Origin of the sequence: Cytobacillus oceanisediminis 2691 (assembly GCF_007678455.1) — a bacterium.
Lineage (GTDB): Bacteria > Bacillota > Bacilli > Bacillales > Cytobacillaceae > Mesobacillus > Mesobacillus oceanisediminis_A.
The window spans coordinates 59,554-71,364 of sequence record NZ_VEEP01000006.1; the positions used below are offsets into that span (position 1 = coordinate 59,554).

Genomic DNA, 11,811 nt, shown 5'->3' on the forward strand with positions numbered 1-11,811 from the left:
GCGAAGCGGAATCATTTCCGTTCGCTTTTTGTTCCATAAATTTCATCATCCGCCCAGCGCTCAGCTAGTTCTTCTTTTGTATAGATGACTCGCATCGGGTTGCCGCCGACGAATGCGCCCTCGGGTACGTCTTTGTGGACGAGTGTCCCAGCGGAGACGATGGCGCCGTCGCCGATCTTGATGCCGGGCATGATCGTTGAATTGGCGCCAATCATGACTTCACTGCCGATTTCGACATCGCCAAGACGATATTCCTTAATCAAATATTCGTGAGCAAGGATGGTGGTGTTATAGCCGATGACGGTATTGCGTCCGACCGAAATTTTTTCCGGGAACATGACATCCAGCATGACCATCAGCGCAAAAGAAGTCTGTTCACCGATTTTCATCCGCAAAAATGTACGGTACAGCCAGTTTTTCATCCCGAGGAATGGCGTGTAGCGTGCGACCTGGATGACGACAAAATTCTTGACGACCTTCCAGAACGGGACGGTTTTATAAACATGCCAGAGTGAATTGGCGCCTTCTACACGATAACGTGTCGTACGTCTCATCCTACACCCCGAGAATCGGCAGGATATCAGCCATTTTTTCCAGCATATAATCCGGATTGTATTGCTCCAGATGTTCTCTGCCCTTGATAGACCAGGCAACGGCAGCTGTCTTTGTGCCGGCATTTTTGCCGCCAAGGATGTCATGGTGGTTATCGCCGACCATGATTGCTCGGTCCGGGGAAGAACCAAGCATGTCCAATGCTTTTAAAAGCGGCTCTGGATCTGGCTTTGCTTTTTCGACATGATCCAGTGCGACGACGACGTCGAAAAATTCATCAAGCCCCGTCAGCTTCAGGCCCATCTGGACGACATCAGAAAGCTTTGTCGTGACGATTCCAAGGTGGAAACCATTCTCTTTCAGAGTCCTTACAGTTTCGTACACACCTTCGAAACCTTTTACCAGCAGGTCATGGTTTGCCAGATTGTAGGTGCGGTAGGTTTTGATCATTTCCTCGTAGCCTTCAGGATCCATCGGCTCGAATGTATCCTTGAGCGATGGCCCTAAAAACGGAAGGACATCCTCCCGTTTGTACTGGCCCGGAAAATAAGTTTCCATTGTATGGAGGAAAGACGAAATAATCAATTCATTCGTATCAATCAAAGTCCCGTCGAGATCGAACAATACCGTATCTATTTTATTGCTCATATACTGCTTCCTTTCTTTTGGCAAGGTCAGCCCGGTTCCAGATGAACGCTACTGCTGTCGTCAATAATATCGCCACTCCAAGGCGAATCAATAACAACGGCAGCACCGGGATTCCAAGCGGAACAAAAATTAGTGTATCTTCAACGACTGCGTGGCAGGCCACAAGAAAAATGAACGCTAGTGTGACATCCTTTTTGCTGACTCCATCCTCTTGGACTGCCTGGATCATCACACCCGCACCGTATGCGAGGCCGATCAGCAGGCCGGCTGCCATGGTCGTCGAGGTGTTTTCCTTCATGCCCAGCGCTTTTGTCGCCGGCGCCATCCATTTTGAAAAAACGGCAAGCCATTGCTTATCCTTCATGATCTGAACGATGACCATCAGCGGGATGACGATGAGCGCCAGCTGGAAAATGCCGATACCGGCTTTGGTGACACTTTCAAGAAGAATTGATCCCCAGCCAGAAACCTCTTCCCCTTTGGCAGGAACCATGCCATATTTTGCGATTTCGGAACCGCCATTCCAGACAAGGTTGATGATGATCGCCGATAAGAACGCTAGCCCCAGCCGGACAAGGACAATGATCCAAAGCTTGACGCCGACCTTGACGGCCACACTTGATTCGACAAGCATATTGTGCGAAAAGCTCAGCATCACGGCGATGATGAACACTTCTTTTACCGTCAAATCAAGAGTCAGTATTGCTCCGATTGCCGCATACAGATTGAGGAAGTTCCCTATGACAAGCGGTATCGCCGCATCTCCCGACAAGCCGAACAACGACATCAGCGGTGTGATCAAGTCGATGAGCCACGGCAGGACAGGAGTATATTTAAGGATTGAAACAATCAGGGTCACCGGAAAAATCACTTTCCCCAGTGCCCATGTTGTATTCAAGCCAACCATCAACCCTCTTTTCAATGAAGAACCCATTGAAGCATCTCTCCCACTTTTTCAGCCTATATTTAATGTATTGAGTTGGTCCGTAATTTTTCTAGTTATCTAAATATCTTACTTTTGAATAACCCTTGGCTCTCCTGTAAATCCATAAACCAATCGCAAAAGCAATCAGTGCGATTGAGATAGTCTGGGCAATCCTTAGCGTGTCTGTCAGCATCAGGCTGTCTGTGCGCATGCCTTCGACAAAGAAGCGTCCGATTGAATACCAGATGACATAACTGAGGAAAAGTTCCCCGCGGCCCAGGTTGACCCTGCGCAACGACATAAGCAGGATAAAACCAAGCAGATTCCAGATAGATTCATACAGGAACGTTGGGTGATAGTATGTGCCATTGATATACATCTGGTTGATGATGAATTCAGGAAGATGCAGGTTCTCCAAAAATGCCCGGGTGACTTCTCCGCCATGTGCCTCCTGGTTCATGAAATTGCCCCAGCGGCCGATTGCCTGGCCAAGGATGATACTCGGAGCGGCGATATCCGCAAGCTTCCAGAATGAAACATTCCTTGACTTCGTAAAGAAATAAGTAGTGGCTACAGCTCCGATCAACGCGCCATGAATCGCAATCCCGCCATTCCAGATTTTAAAAATCTCGCCCGGATACTGTACGTAATAATCCCACTGGAAGATAACATAATAAATCCTTGCTGAGATGATGGCGATTGGAATCGCCCAGAGCATCAAGTCTGCAAATATATCTTTTGGCAATCCGCGCCGTTCGCCTTCGCGCATGGCAATCCATAAAGCGAGCGCAATTCCAAGCCCGATGATGACGCCGTACCAGTGCACCTGGATCGGGCCAAGCGAAAAGGCAATCGGGTCGATCGGCTGAATATTCTTTTCCATATCATTTCCCCTTTTTCACAAGAAAAGCGCAAGCGCCATGTCCAGCCCCGACAAGCGCTGGAGGGCCGACCATTGAAGTCGTTCTTTGACTTCATTGGGCGGACCGAAGCGACTCGAGGGGCTAGGCGCTGGAGCTGGACAATTCTCGAAGTGAATTTTTATATATTAAAAAATGAAAAAACCATTTATACCAGCACTTTAGCCGTGTTTAATCAAACGTTTGATTAAGGCTCTTTTTGTAAACTTTATCGCTTTACAATGCATTATTTTCTTGCGTTCTACTATAGAAATACCTATCTGAAATTCATGGTTGTGTCAATTTACCGTTCATCATGGTCGCCGTCTTCGATGACGTCAGAAAGCCTGTTGGTGAATTGCTCTGCTGCGTTCATCCCCATGCGCTTCAGCCTGAAGTTCATTGCGGCTACCTCAATGATGACAGCGAGGTTACGGCCTGGACGGACCGGAATCGTCAGCTTCGTGATATCGGTGTCGAGGATTCTCATTTTTTCTTCATCAAGGCCCAATCTATCATATGATTTTTTCTGGTCCCAGATTTCGAGATCAATAATCAGGGAAATCCGTTTATGTGAGCGTACCGCTCCTGCCCCGAACAGTGTCATGACATTGATGATGCCCACGCCGCGGATTTCGAGCAGATGTTCAATTAGATCTGGCGAGTTACCGACGAGTGTTCCGATATCTTCCTGGCGGATTTCGACGCAATCATCCGCTACCAGCCGGTGTCCGCGTTTGACCAGTTCAAGCGCAGTTTCACTTTTACCGACACCGCTTTTGCCTGTGATCAGAACGCCAATCCCATATAGATCGACCAGTACACCATGTACGGCAGTAGTTGGTGCAAGCTTGCTCTCCAGGTAATTTGTCAGATGACTCGAAAGCCTTGTTGTCTTTTGCTTCGATCTCATGACCGGAACAGATTCTCGTTCGGCCGCTTCAATCAGTTCAGCCGGAACTTCCATGTCCCTTGTAACAATGATGCCTGGCGTAATATCTGTACAAAGCTTTTCCATCCGCTCTGTCTTTTCGCGAGGGTTCAGTTTTTCAAAGAAGGTCAATTCTGTTTTACCAAGCAACTGCAGGCGCTCCGCAGGATAATATTCAAAGTAACCGGCAATCTCGAGTCCCGGCCTTGAGATATCAGTGGTCGTAATCGGACGGTTGATGCCTTCCTCTCCACTTAACAATTCCATGTCGAATTTCTCGATGATGTCTTTAGTGCGGACTTTTGGCAAAGAAACTTCCTCCTTTATTAGGACATTTTTTTCCACATGATCACAATACTTTATATTTTAGCACTTTTTCAGACAGAACCAAATATAAGGAGTCAAAAAACACCATTGTTGTTTTTGAAATTGTATACTTCTCAATATATGTCTATACCAGTTGAAGCCATAATCAAATTATGTATAGTGGTATAGACAACCCAAAGGTGAGATTTGTATAATAGAAAGAAATAAGACACAATTTTCGGGTGATAGGATGAAAGAATTATTGCTGGTTAACGCCAGGATTTTAACCGAAGAGACGTTGATTCAAAAAGGATATCTTTATATAAAAGACGGGATAATTGCTGATATCGGACTTGTTTCTTCCCTCCCCGAGCATCATGCAGATGTAGTGGAACTGCCGGAAGATAGCACAATTGTTCCCGGGTTCATTGATGTGCACATCCATGGAGCCGGCGGAGCCGATACGATGGACGCAACCATTGAAGCCCTGACCACCATGGCGTCGTTCCTGCCAGAGGAAGGAACGACCAGTTTTCTTGCTACAACGATCACACAGGAACAATCCGCCATTTTCAAAGCTTTGAAAAATGCCGAAGACTATATGGGCAGTCATAATTATCCAGGAAAAGCGGAGATGCTCGGGATCCATCTGGAAGGACCCTTCATCAATGAAGTACGTAAAGGGGCCCAGCCAGAGAAATACATCAACAAACCCGATATCGAGCTATTCAAGAACATGCAGCAAGCATCAGGGAACAATATCAGGCTTGTCACGCTGGCGCCGGAAAAAGAGAACGGCAATGAACTTATAGCACATTTGGCCAAAAATGGTGTCATTGCTTCGGTTGGCCATTCTGATGCTACATACGCCCAGATGTCTGAAGCTGTAAAATCCGGCGCGAGCCATGTGACCCATTTATTCAATGGTATGCGCGGGATACATCACCGCGATCCAGGAGTCGCAGGAGCTGCGCTGCTTTTGGATGAGTTGAAAATCGAGCTGATTGCGGATGGAATCCATGTCGTTCCAGAAATGCTTGATCTAGCGATACGGTCAAAGGGAAAAGATGGTGTCATTCTGATTACCGATTCCATGAGGGCGAAATGCCTTAAGAACGGCATATACGACCTTGGCGGGCAAGCAGTGAGTGTTGCGGACGGAAAGGCACTTTTAGAAGATGGAACTCTTGCTGGCAGTATTTTAAAAATGAAGGATTCCCTGAAGAATATGATGAAATTCACCGGCATCAGTCTTGAGGATGCAGTAAAGCTATCCAGTGAGAATCCTGCCAGGCAGCTTAAAGTTTTCAATCGAAAAGGAAGCATTGCTGCCGGGAAGGATGCCGATCTTGTTGTGCTGGACAGCAACAACGATGTTGCCATGACTTTTTGCCGGGGTATCATCAGCTATACCCGCTTATAACCATTTTGAAAGAGGTGATGATGTGAAACTGATCCAAACATTGAATTACGCAGAGCTTAGCCAGCAGGCAGCAGCGCAAGTCCTCTCCCGCCTCAAAGGGAATCCAGCGCTCAATCTTGGCCTTGCTACCGGAAGTACACCGACCGGACTTTATCAGGAACTTATTAAAGACCATCAGTTGAACAGGACTTCCTACCAACGAGTAAACACATTCAACCTGGATGAATACATTGGCGTTCCAAAAAAGGATCACCACAGCTACCACTACTTCATGTGTGAGAAGCTATTTGAACACATCGATATCCCAATTGAGCAGACCCATATACCTGATGGGACAGCAAAGGATTTTGGCAAAGAATGCACACGTTATGAACAGTTCATCCGTGAGTATGGCGGCATCGACCTGCAGGTTCTCGGGATTGGACAGAATGGGCATATCGGTTTTAATGAACCAGGAACATCATTCGACAGCAGGACGCACCTCATTGACCTGGCGGAAAGCACACGTAAGGCAAATTCGCGTTTTTTCGCTTCTCTTGATGATGTCCCGAGGCAGGCGATCACTATGGGAATTGCCACAATCATGGATAGCAGGGAAATCTTCTTGCTTGTTTCCGGGATTACCAAGGCTGAGGCGCTTGCCCGCTTGATGGAAGGCGAGGTCAGCGAAGAGTTTCCTGCTTCTGTACTGAAAAAACACCCGAATGTTACGATTTTTGCCGATAAAGAAGCGGCAGCAATGCTTTGATTCCGCTATACCGGAAACGATATGCAGTCAGGAGAATGACCTATGATTGATAAAAATTCACCCATACCGATTTATCATCAGCTTGAAGAATATATTAAAAGCCAGATTGAAAGCGGCGAGCTCAAGCCTGATGAAGCCATTCCCTCGGAACGCGTTTATGCCGACCTCTTCAAAATCAGCCGAATGACCATCAGGCAAGCGTTGACGAATCTTGTGAATGATGGATACCTGTACCGCCAAAAAGGGAAAGGCACCTTCGTCAATCAAAAGAAAGTCGAAAATCGCCTGGAGGGAATGACAAGCTTTACAGAAGACATGAAGGAGCGCGGGCTTACTCCTGGCAGCAGGCTGGTGTCATTCGAAATCATTCCCGCCAGCCGGCAAATTGCCGATATGCTTCATCTTGGTGAACATACACCTGTATTTGAAATCACGCGTGTCAGACTTGCCGATGATGCCCCGCTGGCTCTTGAAACCACCTATCTACCTGCCAATCTGGTGAAGGGATTGACAGAGGAAATCATTAATCATTCCCTTTACGAGTACATCGAGGAAAAACTATCCCTGACGATCCATGAAGCGACACAGCAAATCGAGGCGACAATTGCGAAGGAACACGAATTGCCCTTGCTGGAAATCGACAGAGGCTCGCCAGTCCTGCTGATACACAGGACTTCATATCTAAAGGATGGCACCCCCTTCGAATACGTAAAATCAGCCTATCGTGCCGACCGCTACAAATTCATTCATACTATGCAGAGGTAATGACTATTTTTTCAGAGACCCCCAGCCGGGTCTTTTTTCGTGACTTTTTCACACTGAACCCCCCCCCTGCCTGGTAAGTAATCATTCAAAGGCTAAACGAGCTTTTCATTACTGTCGCTCCCTCTTTATAAATTCCTACAAAAATTTCATGTAATGGCTCTATTGTCGATGTCAAAAGAAAATTTAGCTTATTTCCACGGAAATAATCGAACGCCTTTGTCGAATAGTTTGTCTGATTGCCTTAAAATGGGGGTAATAAACAATAAGGAGTAGATAAGATGCTTAAGAACTTCCAGATTGATGATTTTGCCAGGAATCAAATGACCGCTGAGATCAAGCAATATTTCCTTGAAGAACGGGGTGAGGAACTGGGAGATTTGGCTGCCATGCTGATTCTTGAATTTTTTGCGAATAAGCTCGCACCTCACTTTTATAATAAAGGAATCCAGGACGGCCACGATTTCATATCACAGCGTCTGGATGACATATTTGAACTGAACAAATAAGAAACAACGTATGGATAACCCCCTTTATCTGATCTCAATATGTCCTTTTCCTGGATTTAGTCATATATATACTGATGAGGAAATCTTTTAACGGAAGGTGTGATAAACTTGAAGATCATGCTTGATGCTGGGCATGGCTACAACACCCCGGGTAAGCGAAGTCCTGATGGATTGAGAGAATATGAGTTTAACAGGGCCGTGGCGAATTATGCGAACCAGCTGCTTGAAAACTACAAGAATGTCACCGTGTATTTTTCTCATTCCGATCAGCGAGATGTGTCATTGACAGCAAGGACAGACAAGGCGAACAGCCTGAATGTGGATATATTTGTATCGATCCATGCCAATGCGTTTGGCAGCGGGGGCTGGAATAATGTCGGCGGTATTGAAACTTATGTCTATCCATCCAGGCCGCCTGTGGCGAATCAGCTGGCCCAAAAAATCCAGCGCAATCTTGTCATCGCTACAGGTCTCGAGAACCGTGGGGTACGAACTGCTGATTTCCATGTCCTGAGGGAAACAAAAATGGATGCCGTCCTGGTGGAGGGCGGATTTATGACAAACCGTAACGAAGTAGAGCTGCTGCGCTCCGAAACGTACCGAAGAACGATAGCAGAAGGCATTGTCAAAGCTTTGGCAGAGCAGTTCAAGCTCCAGCGAAAAGACAATGCGGCACCATCCCTTGCTCCCTCACCTTCGGCTGCAAAATCTGCCGCTACAGCCAGAAAAGGCGGATTATACAAAGTCCAGGCTGGAGCGTTCGAAGATGAGCGTAACGCTGAAGAACTTGCCGCACGTTTAAGGAAGGCGGGCTTTGAAGCTTATATTGAGCAGGAATAGGAAAAGGCCGACACTTTACGTGCTGGCCTTTTCTTTTTTATCTAGATGAGGTTCATTTGAAGATGTTACCTGCGTTTTTTATCCGATTCGCGCAACACCGTGTTCTGGATGACCAGGTTTGCGATGGACATGATCACCGCTGTAAGAAGCGCCATGCCAAAACCGGCTATTTCAAACGAACTCCCCATCAGTCTGTCTGTCAGCATCAGTGTGACTGCGTTGATGACAAACAGGAACAGTCCGAGGCTAAGGACTGTGACAGGAAGTGTCAAAATGATTAAAATCGGCTTAACCAGGATATTCAAGATTGAAAGAATGAAGCTGGCGCCTAATGCAGCACCGAAACCAGACAGATAAATCTCATTCTCGAAATACCCGGCAAGTGCCATGAAAAGGACTGCGTTAATGACGATTCCCAACAGCCATCTCATTTTTAATATTCCTCCCTGTTTGGCAGTGCAAACACAAATACAAGATAAAGGACGGCCATCGGGAAGAATGCCGTACTGAACAGCAGAATCACAAACAGGATTCGCAGCAGGGCTGCCTTCACTCCAAAGGATTCTGCCATCCCGCCGAGCACTCCTGCGAGCATACGGTTCGTCCGGGAACGGGATAATTTCATGGTTAACACCTTCCTACTGCTGTTGTAATAATTTTTTTACTGCAATTGAACCTGTTTTGGTGTCAGCATAGAGCCTGACAGCCTTTTGCCCGCCATCAGCAGGCTTGAAGCGAAGATGTTTCTGGACCATATCACTTTTCTCCTCAACGACCTGTATGCCATCGAGCTCGATGGTAAAGCCGCCAAGATTCGATTTGAGTTCACCACTGGCTGGTGTTTTTTCCGGCAGGGTCACCTCTATGCTTCCTGTCGTGGCCTTCACTTCCACGCTTTCGCAATCCTGGTTCTTTACGGTGCATGTCACATTTCCATTAAAAGATTGAAGATCGACATGATTAAAAAAGCCATCGGCCTTGATTGCGCCATTGATTGTTTCAGCTTCAAGTTCTCTGATTGCACTTCGCTGGATGCTGATTTGGCCACTCACAGTTTCCGTTTCCAGCTTGCCGCACTCAAGGTTTCCGAGCAATACTTTGCCGTTTGCCGTTTTTGCCCGGCAATCCTTTATTGTTAAGTTTTCACCATCGATGGTTCCATTAAACAAGCGGATCCGGACATTTTCATATTCTTCTTTCGGAATATGGATGACTGCATCCACCTTCATCCACTTTTGCTGCACCGAAAAACGGAGCTTTTGATTTTCAATCGTGAAGATTGCATCCTCTAAAAACTTCTTGCGTGCCTCATCCTGGTTTTCGACCCGATACACTTTCGCACTGCACTCGACTCGCACATCCTTTTGTTCCCATGGCACTATTTTTACCGAACCATTTGCCATATCAATGTCCACCTGGTTCAAATAAGTATCACCCTGCTGGAAAATATGCGTGATATCAACGGAATGGCCAAAGTTCAGGTCCAAATCGAAATCCTTGATCTTTTTGAAAGCGGAATCTACAAAATCAAGCACCTTATCTTTTACAGTGTTGAAATTATACGTATTGTAATCTTCTTTTTTGTATTCAGCTTTTTTGGCTTCTTCAAAATTCACATTTGTTGAAAGAGCGGTTGATTTTTCCTGGTTCTGTGTTTTCCCCTGCTCCAGCTGCTCGATCAGGAACAAAGCTTCTTCCACCGTCATCTTTCCCTCTTCAACAAGCTTCAAAATCCGTTTTCTTTCTTCTTTCATGGTCCATCCTCCTCAATTTGTATTAAGCACCTTTATTCCTTTAACCAAATTCCATATAAGGACAATGAAACTCAATATAACCATTAAAATCGCACTGCTGAACAGGAATACAGGGAATCCCCCTGTTCCTCCGTTAAAATCAATGAACACCGCAATTAAAATAAGCGGCACAGGAATCAGTGGTATAAGATGTGACATTAGCGCTTTCTTCGCATGGAACTTTACATCTCCATCCTCTGAAGCTAAATAAGCAACAAGGGGGAACAAGATCCCGGCGAACATAATACTGAAATAGCACAAAGCTGACAGAATCCTTTTCGTATCCATCCTCTTCATCTCCTTAGCAATTAATACGCAGCGGAGTCTAAGAAGTTTCATTTCTTTATGAAATTAATTCGACAAACTGCTTTCAAACCCTTGTCTACACCCCCATTATTTATCGAATCTTCCGTGAACTCTACAATAGGCAAATTCCACTATTTTCTTATTCAAATAATGTTGATGAACTATTATCCTGTAATTATATAGAAATATTCCTGTAACAAACATGAAATATTACCGTCTAAGTAAGTGAAATTAAATTAGAAATCAGCGAGGGATGCAGAGTGTTCAGCTTGAAAAGTAAAACAGCCAGATGGTGCACTGTTGTTTGTTTAGTTGGGTGGCTAGTCACTTCCTCTTCCGCCGTGGCTAGCCAGGTGAAAAAGCCAGTGGTCCATAGTTCCTGCCAACATCAGGAACTCAAACCAGCTTATCATCGCACTGACCATGTGTTAAAAAAACTTGAAACAAAGCCGCCTAGATTTATAGTAAGTGAAACACGATATAAAGAACAACCGACTCCAGACGTAGTTAACCCTCCCTCTGAAGAACCAGCCAAAGCTCCTTCAAAAACTGTCTACTTAACATTTGACGACGGACCGCACAAGGTATCAGACCAACTTTTATCGATTCTAAATGAGTTTGACGCAAAAGCTACCTTTTTTATGCTGGACGGCAATATGAGGAACTTTCCCGATGCGGTAAAAAGGATGGCAGAAGCCGGCCACAGCCTTGGAGCGCATGGTGTCACCCATGACAAAACGAAAATCTATCAGTCTCCGCAAACCGTTGTCGCTGAAATGGAACAGACACTAAAGACCATCAAAGAAATCACAGGAATCGATTCGACCCTGATCCGCACACCATATGGGAGCGCCCCTTACATGAAGGATCCTTATAAAAAAGCCGTCAGTGACAAAGGATACCAGTTGTGGGACTGGAACGTAGACAGCAAAGACTGGTATTACCGCGATAACCGGCTGGTTGCCAATACAATCGCCCAGGTAGCAGACAAAGCCAAGAAGGATGAGCCGCTCGTGATCCTTCTGCATGAAAGAGAAGAAACCCTTATCCAGCTGCCTCAATTGCTGGAATTCCTGAAAAAGCAGAATTATGATTTTAAAGCGCTCGATGCACAGATGACACCGATTCAGTTGAAATAGTGTAGTATGATTCTTTACGCAAAAAATCTC

The 11,811-nt window shown here is 45.9% G+C and carries 15 protein-coding genes; 6 read left to right on the plus strand and 9 right to left on the minus strand.

Annotation, left to right across the window (positions count from 1 at the left end):
- Nucleotides 1-11: 11 nt before the first annotated feature.
- From FS736_RS13005 to hprK, 5 genes are all read right to left on the minus strand, one after another.
- Nucleotides 12-554: an acyltransferase gene (locus FS736_RS13005; protein WP_144477923.1), complete on the minus strand. Its 543-nt coding sequence runs from the start codon at nt 552-554 to the stop codon at nt 12-14.
- A 1-nt stretch (nt 555) separates the two neighbouring features.
- Nucleotides 556-1,200, minus strand: a complete 645-nt coding sequence (ppaX, locus tag FS736_RS13010; protein WP_144477925.1) for a pyrophosphatase PpaX — start codon at nt 1,198-1,200, stop codon at nt 556-558.
- Nucleotides 1,190-2,134: a nucleoside recognition domain-containing protein gene (locus FS736_RS13015; protein WP_144477927.1), complete on the minus strand. Its 945-nt coding sequence runs from the start codon at nt 2,132-2,134 to the stop codon at nt 1,190-1,192. The genes ppaX and FS736_RS13015 overlap by 11 nt, the downstream gene beginning before the upstream one ends.
- A 61-nt stretch (nt 2,135-2,195) precedes the next feature.
- Nucleotides 2,196-3,008 (minus strand): prolipoprotein diacylglyceryl transferase, encoded by an 813-nt coding sequence (gene lgt / locus FS736_RS13020; RefSeq protein WP_144477929.1) that lies wholly within the window; start codon nt 3,006-3,008, stop codon nt 2,196-2,198.
- Nucleotides 3,009-3,328: 320 nt separating this feature from the next.
- Nucleotides 3,329-4,264, minus strand: coding sequence for an HPr(Ser) kinase/phosphatase (gene hprK / locus FS736_RS13025; protein WP_144477931.1), 936 nt, complete (start codon nt 4,262-4,264; stop codon nt 3,329-3,331).
- Nucleotides 4,265-4,511: 247 nt separating this feature from the next.
- Between hprK and nagA the strand changes: the two genes are divergently transcribed.
- From nagA to FS736_RS13050, 5 genes are all read left to right on the plus strand, one after another.
- Nucleotides 4,512-5,684 (plus strand): N-acetylglucosamine-6-phosphate deacetylase, encoded by a 1,173-nt coding sequence (gene nagA / locus FS736_RS13030; protein WP_144477932.1) that lies wholly within the window; start codon nt 4,512-4,514, stop codon nt 5,682-5,684.
- A 22-nt stretch (nt 5,685-5,706) separates the two neighbouring features.
- Nucleotides 5,707-6,432 carry a glucosamine-6-phosphate deaminase gene (gene nagB, locus FS736_RS13035; protein ID WP_144477934.1) on the plus strand — a complete coding sequence of 242 codons (726 nt, stop codon included), beginning with the start codon at nt 5,707-5,709 and terminating at the stop codon, nt 6,430-6,432.
- Between the two features lie 42 nt (nt 6,433-6,474).
- Nucleotides 6,475-7,197, plus strand: coding sequence for a GntR family transcriptional regulator (locus tag FS736_RS13040; RefSeq protein ID WP_144477936.1), 723 nt, complete (start codon nt 6,475-6,477; stop codon nt 7,195-7,197).
- Nucleotides 7,198-7,475: 278 nt separating this feature from the next.
- On the plus strand, nt 7,476-7,703 hold the full coding sequence (locus FS736_RS13045; protein ID WP_144477938.1) for a DUF2164 domain-containing protein: 228 nt from the start codon (nt 7,476-7,478) through the stop codon (nt 7,701-7,703).
- A gap of 117 nt (nt 7,704-7,820) precedes the next feature.
- Nucleotides 7,821-8,543 (plus strand): N-acetylmuramoyl-L-alanine amidase, encoded by a 723-nt coding sequence (locus FS736_RS13050; protein WP_313959727.1) that lies wholly within the window; start codon nt 7,821-7,823, stop codon nt 8,541-8,543.
- 65 nt (nt 8,544-8,608) lie between these two features.
- Here FS736_RS13050 and FS736_RS13055 read toward each other — a convergent pair whose 3' ends face one another.
- Genes FS736_RS13055 through FS736_RS13070 form a run of 4 tightly spaced genes read right to left on the minus strand, consistent with a single transcriptional unit; the run spans nt 8,609 to nt 10,624 of the window.
- Complete coding sequence (locus FS736_RS13055; protein ID WP_144477942.1) at nt 8,609-8,974, minus strand: phage holin family protein; 366 nt, start codon at nt 8,972-8,974, stop codon at nt 8,609-8,611.
- A gap of 2 nt (nt 8,975-8,976) precedes the next feature.
- Nucleotides 8,977-9,168: a PspC domain-containing protein gene (locus FS736_RS13060; protein ID WP_144477944.1), complete on the minus strand. Its 192-nt coding sequence runs from the start codon at nt 9,166-9,168 to the stop codon at nt 8,977-8,979.
- Between the two features lie 13 nt (nt 9,169-9,181).
- Entirely contained in the window at nt 9,182-10,297 is a 1,116-nt protein-coding gene (locus FS736_RS13065; protein WP_144477946.1) for a DUF4097 family beta strand repeat-containing protein, read from the minus strand.
- Nucleotides 10,298-10,309: 12 nt separating this feature from the next.
- Nucleotides 10,310-10,624: a magnetosome magnetite crystal formation protein family gene (locus FS736_RS13070; RefSeq protein WP_144477948.1), complete on the minus strand. Its 315-nt coding sequence runs from the start codon at nt 10,622-10,624 to the stop codon at nt 10,310-10,312.
- 287 nt (nt 10,625-10,911) lie between these two features.
- On the opposite strand from FS736_RS13070, the gene FS736_RS13075 reads away from it, so the two are divergent.
- Entirely contained in the window at nt 10,912-11,781 is an 870-nt protein-coding gene (locus FS736_RS13075; RefSeq protein WP_186326777.1) for a polysaccharide deacetylase family protein, read from the plus strand.
- Nucleotides 11,782-11,811: the final 30 nt, after the last annotated feature.

What these genes read in the sequence shown, in the direction of transcription:
- FS736_RS13005 (WP_144477923.1), bottom strand. Translation starts at nt 554, where the DNA reads ATGAGACGTACGACACGTTATCGTGTAGAAGGCGCCAATTCACTCTGG.
- ppaX (WP_144477925.1), bottom strand. Translation starts at nt 1,200, where the DNA reads ATGAGCAATAAAATAGATACGGTATTGTTCGATCTCGACGGGACTTTG.
- FS736_RS13015 (WP_144477927.1), bottom strand. Translation starts at nt 2,134, where the DNA reads ATGGGTTCTTCATTGAAAAGAGGGTTGATGGTTGGCTTGAATACAACA.
- lgt (WP_144477929.1), bottom strand. Translation starts at nt 3,008, where the DNA reads ATGGAAAAGAATATTCAGCCGATCGACCCGATTGCCTTTTCGCTTGGC.
- nagA (WP_144477932.1), top strand. Translation starts at nt 4,512, where the DNA reads ATGAAAGAATTATTGCTGGTTAACGCCAGGATTTTAACCGAAGAGACG.
- FS736_RS13040 (WP_144477936.1), top strand. Translation starts at nt 6,475, where the DNA reads ATGATTGATAAAAATTCACCCATACCGATTTATCATCAGCTTGAAGAA.
- FS736_RS13045 (WP_144477938.1), top strand. Translation starts at nt 7,476, where the DNA reads ATGCTTAAGAACTTCCAGATTGATGATTTTGCCAGGAATCAAATGACC.
- FS736_RS13050 (WP_313959727.1), top strand. Translation starts at nt 7,821, where the DNA reads ATGCTTGATGCTGGGCATGGCTACAACACCCCGGGTAAGCGAAGTCCT.
- FS736_RS13055 (WP_144477942.1), bottom strand. Translation starts at nt 8,974, where the DNA reads ATGAGATGGCTGTTGGGAATCGTCATTAACGCAGTCCTTTTCATGGCA.
- FS736_RS13060 (WP_144477944.1), bottom strand. Translation starts at nt 9,168, where the DNA reads ATGAAATTATCCCGTTCCCGGACGAACCGTATGCTCGCAGGAGTGCTC.
- FS736_RS13065 (WP_144477946.1), bottom strand. Translation starts at nt 10,297, where the DNA reads ATGAAAGAAGAAAGAAAACGGATTTTGAAGCTTGTTGAAGAGGGAAAG.
- FS736_RS13070 (WP_144477948.1), bottom strand. Translation starts at nt 10,624, where the DNA reads ATGGATACGAAAAGGATTCTGTCAGCTTTGTGCTATTTCAGTATTATG.